General features: G+C 74.7%; 3 protein-coding genes and 1 pseudogene. All 4 read left to right on the plus strand.

The annotated features are described in order from the left end of the window. Nucleotides 1-362 (plus strand): annotated as a pseudogene (locus tag F2B26_RS14955) (alpha/beta hydrolase family protein); the annotation flags it as partial. Between the two features lie 87 nt (nucleotides 363-449). Next, nucleotides 450-1,295 carry a PP2C family protein-serine/threonine phosphatase gene (locus F2B26_RS14960; RefSeq protein WP_159810721.1) on the plus strand — a complete coding sequence of 282 codons (846 nt, stop codon included), beginning with the start codon at nucleotides 450-452 and terminating at the stop codon, nucleotides 1,293-1,295. After that, nucleotides 1,292-2,656 (plus strand): FHA domain-containing protein, encoded by a 1,365-nt coding sequence (locus F2B26_RS14965; RefSeq protein ID WP_159810723.1) that lies wholly within the window; start codon nucleotides 1,292-1,294, stop codon nucleotides 2,654-2,656. The genes F2B26_RS14960 and F2B26_RS14965 overlap by 4 nt, the downstream gene beginning before the upstream one ends. Next, nucleotides 2,653-3,766: serine/threonine-protein kinase (locus tag F2B26_RS14970; protein WP_159810725.1), on the plus strand; the 1,114-nt coding region annotated here is incomplete at its 3' end. The genes F2B26_RS14965 and F2B26_RS14970, both read left to right, overlap by 4 nt.

Here is a 3,766-nt window from a genome sequence, read left to right on the forward strand (position 1 = left end):
GCCGCGCGCCGGTGGCCGGGTTCGCGCCCGGGGTCGGCCGGCGGATGTTCTTGTCCGGGCTCGGCTGCGTGCTCACCGTCGCGGCCCTCGTCTGGTACCTGGTGGCGGTGGCGCGGCTGGCCCTGGACTACCAGCGCGATGCCCTCGTGGTGACCGGGGGCTGGGTCGGCGTGCGGCTCATGGGCGTGGTCACGGTCGCGGCGGCCGTGCTCACGATGCGCCGTGCGGTGGCGGCCCGGCGCGAGGGTCACGGTGTCGCGACCGGCGTGCTGCCGCGTGTCGCGCTGGGCCTGGCCGCGGCCGGCGGTCTGGTGCTGCTCGTCGTGCTGGCGTACTGGGGAGTGTTCCAACTCGGCATCTGACGAGTGGCAACGTGCCCGCGCTCGCGCTCAGGTGAGGCACGATGGGGGCCGATACTCCAGTGGGTGACGAGTCGGGAGGGGAGCTCTGTGCGCACGTCGTGGGGTTCGGCGACCGACCGGGGAACCGTCCGGGAGGTCAACGAGGACGCCGTGCTCACCTATCCGCCCGTCTTCATGGTGGCCGACGGGATGGGCGGGCACGACGCGGGTGACCTCGCGAGCAGGATCGCGGTCGAGGAGTTCGCCCAGCTCGCCGGCCAGTCCCAGCCCACCGGTGACGACGTGCGTGACTGCTTCGACCGCACCTCGACCCGGATCCGCGCCGAGTTCACGCACGGCCGCCAGGGTGGCACGACCGTCGCGGGGGTCGCCCTCACCCACGACGAGGGTGGTTCGTTCTGGCTCGTCTTCAACATCGGCGACTCGCGGGTGTACCGCTGGACGGCTCGCGGGCTGGAGCAGGTGAGCGTGGACCACTCGGTGGTCCAGGAGCTCGTCGACGCCGGTGTGCTCACCCGCGAGGAGGCCGACCGGCACCCCGAGCGGCATGTGCTCACCCGGGCGCTGGGCACCGACGGCCTGCCCGAGCCCGACTACTGGCTGCTTCCTGCGGGGCAGGGCGACCGGCTCATGCTGTGCACCGACGGCCTCACCCGTGAGCTGGGTGCCGGGGACATCGCGGCGACGCTGGGCTCGCGGGCCGACCCGCAGGCGGCGGCCGTGGCCCTGGTGGACGAGGCGCTCGCGCGCGGGGCACGGGACAACGTCACGGTCGTCGTGATCGACGTGGTGCCGTCGTCGGGCGAGACGAGCCTGGCGGACGCGTTCGACGACGAGCACCCGACGGTCTCCCGCGGCAGCGGGCACCGCTGGGACGAGATGGTGGACGGGGCGACGGTTCCTCGTCAGGTGCCGCAGGACGGAGCACGGTGAACGGGTCGAGCTACACCCCGGGCGGTTGGACGGCCCTGAGCTGCGACGGGTGGGTCGCCCTCGTCGAGCCCGATGCGGGCGACGAGATCGCGCTCGAGCTGTGGCGGCAGGGCCTTCGTGGTGCGACGTTCGTCGACGGACTGTCGGCGCTGTCGAGGGCCGGTCTGGGCGCGCTGCCGAGCTTCGCCCTGGCCGTGCGCGGTCCGGACGGGTCGACCAACGTCGCCGTCCGCGGACCGGTGCGGGTCGAGGCGGTCACCGACGAGGGGACGACCGTCGTGGACGGCTCGGCGGTGAGCACCTGGTCCGAACGCGTGCTGCCGTCCGTGCACCGGCTCACCGCCCACGTGTCCGGGGCCTCGACGTCACCGCAGCTGCCGCTCATCGGTGGGCTGGTGCGGGCGGCCGGCCTCACCGTCCCGGCGCAGCTCGACCTCGTCGGGTCGGTTGACGAGGGGGCGACAGGTGCGGACGCCGTCGGGACGGCCCCGGAGCCTGCGGACGCCGGTGCGCAGCCCGTGGGTGACCAGGTCGACGACGACGGCGCGACGGTCGGTCAGGACCCGCTCGCCCCGTCCGGCCCCGACGCGCCGGCAGACGGGGACAGGTCGGCGGACGAGCCTGCGGACGGCGAAGGTCCTGCGGACCGCGACGGTCCGGCGGCTCATGGGGCGGACGGCGACGAGCCCGTGCCTGGTGAGGAGTCGGCGGGCGAGCCGACGGCTCATGGGGCGGGCGTCGACGAACCGGTGGTGCTGTCGGCCGAGCAGGTCCCGTGGGACCGGCCGACCCAGGTGCTCGACCCCGTGCTCGAGCCGGTGCTGGACCCCGTGCGGGAACCCGCCATGGCGGCCGCCGGTGCGCCGACCGAGGCGATCGCCCGCCCGCCCGTCGCGTCGTCGTACGAGACCAGTGACGACGCGTCCTTCACCATCATGTCCAGCAGCCTGGCCGACCTGCGCGAGAGCCTGCCGGTGTGGGACGGGCGCCCTGCCCCGACGGTGCAGACGGCGGCCGCGCCCGTCGTCAAGCTCGTGCTGTCCACCGGGCTCGTCGTCGCCCTGGACCGGCCCGTGCTGCTCGGACGTGCCCCCCAGGCCTCCCGGATCGGCGGCCGCGACCTGCCCCGGCTCGTCGCGGTGCCGAGCCCGCAGCAGGACATCAGCCGCACGCACGCCGAGGTGCGTGTGGTCGGTGACGACGTCCTGGTCACCGACCTCGACTCGACGAACGGCGTCTACCTGCTCGCCCCCGGCCTGGGCTCGCACCGCCTGCACCCCGGTGAGCCGACCGCGCTCGGCCTCGACCAGACCGTGGACCTCGGCGACGGGGTGACCTTCACGGTGGAGCGGGGGACATGACGGGGGTGCGCTCGCCGAGCACGCCCCCCGAGCTCCCGGGCTACACCGTTCAGCGGCTCATCGGCCTGGGCGGGTTCGCCGACGTCTTCCTCTACCGCCAGCACCTGCCGGCCCGTGACGTCGCGGTCAAGGTGCTGCTCGCGCCCACCCTCGACGACGATGTGCGGGCGCGGTTCGTCACCGAGGCCAACCTCATGGCCCAGCTGTCGCACCACCCCGCGATCGTCACGGTGCACCATGCCGGTTTCGCGCAGGACGGGCGTCCGTACCTGGTGATGGAGTACTGCTCGCAGCCCGGGCTGGCAGAGCGGTACCGGACCGAGCGCCTCACGGTGGCCCAGTGCCTGCGGATCGGGGTGCGGCTGGCCTCGGCCGTGCAGACCGCGCACGACGCGGGCATCCTGCACCGCGACATCAAACCGGCGAACGTGCTCACCACGGACTTCGGCTGGCCGGCGCTCACCGACTTCGGGATCGCGGCGACAGCAGGCCAGGGCTCGGGGTCGGCGGTCGGCATGTCGATCCCGTGGGCACCCCCCGAGCTGGTGGGCCCGCGACCGGCCGGCGACGAGCGGTCCGACGTGTACTCGCTGGCCGCGACGATCTACTCGGTGCTCGCCGGACGCAGCCCCTTCGAGGTGCCCGGGTCGGCGAACACCGCACCGGAGCTGGTGGCCCGGATCGAACGGATGCCGTTGCCGGCGGTCGGGCGCCCCGACATGCCGGTGGCGCTCACCGGGGTGCTGGAACGTGCGATGGCCAAGGACCCGGGGCGGCGGTACGCGAGCGCGGTCGCGGTGGCCCGGGCGCTGCAGGACGTCGAGCAGGCGCTCGGCCTGCCGGTGACGGCGCTCGACGTCGTCGGGCTCGAGACGGGCGGTTCCCGCCGGCCCCCCGAGGTCGCGGCGCCCGGGCACACCGAGCTCGAGCAGGACGAGGCGACCCGGCTGCGGCCGATCCTCGAGCTCGGTGCGGCGGACGGCGCGGCGTCCGACCAGACCCGGCAGCGCCCCGTCCGGGAGCTCGTGCCGGGGCCGTCGCACGAGGCCGTGGGCCTGCGTCAGCCCGGCGCGGTGCCGGCCCAGGTCTCGCCCGCCGCAGCCGACGAGG

The sequence above is a fragment of the Cellulomonas citrea genome (assembly GCF_009829685.1).
Lineage (GTDB): Bacteria > Actinomycetota > Actinomycetes > Actinomycetales > Cellulomonadaceae > Cellulomonas > Cellulomonas citrea.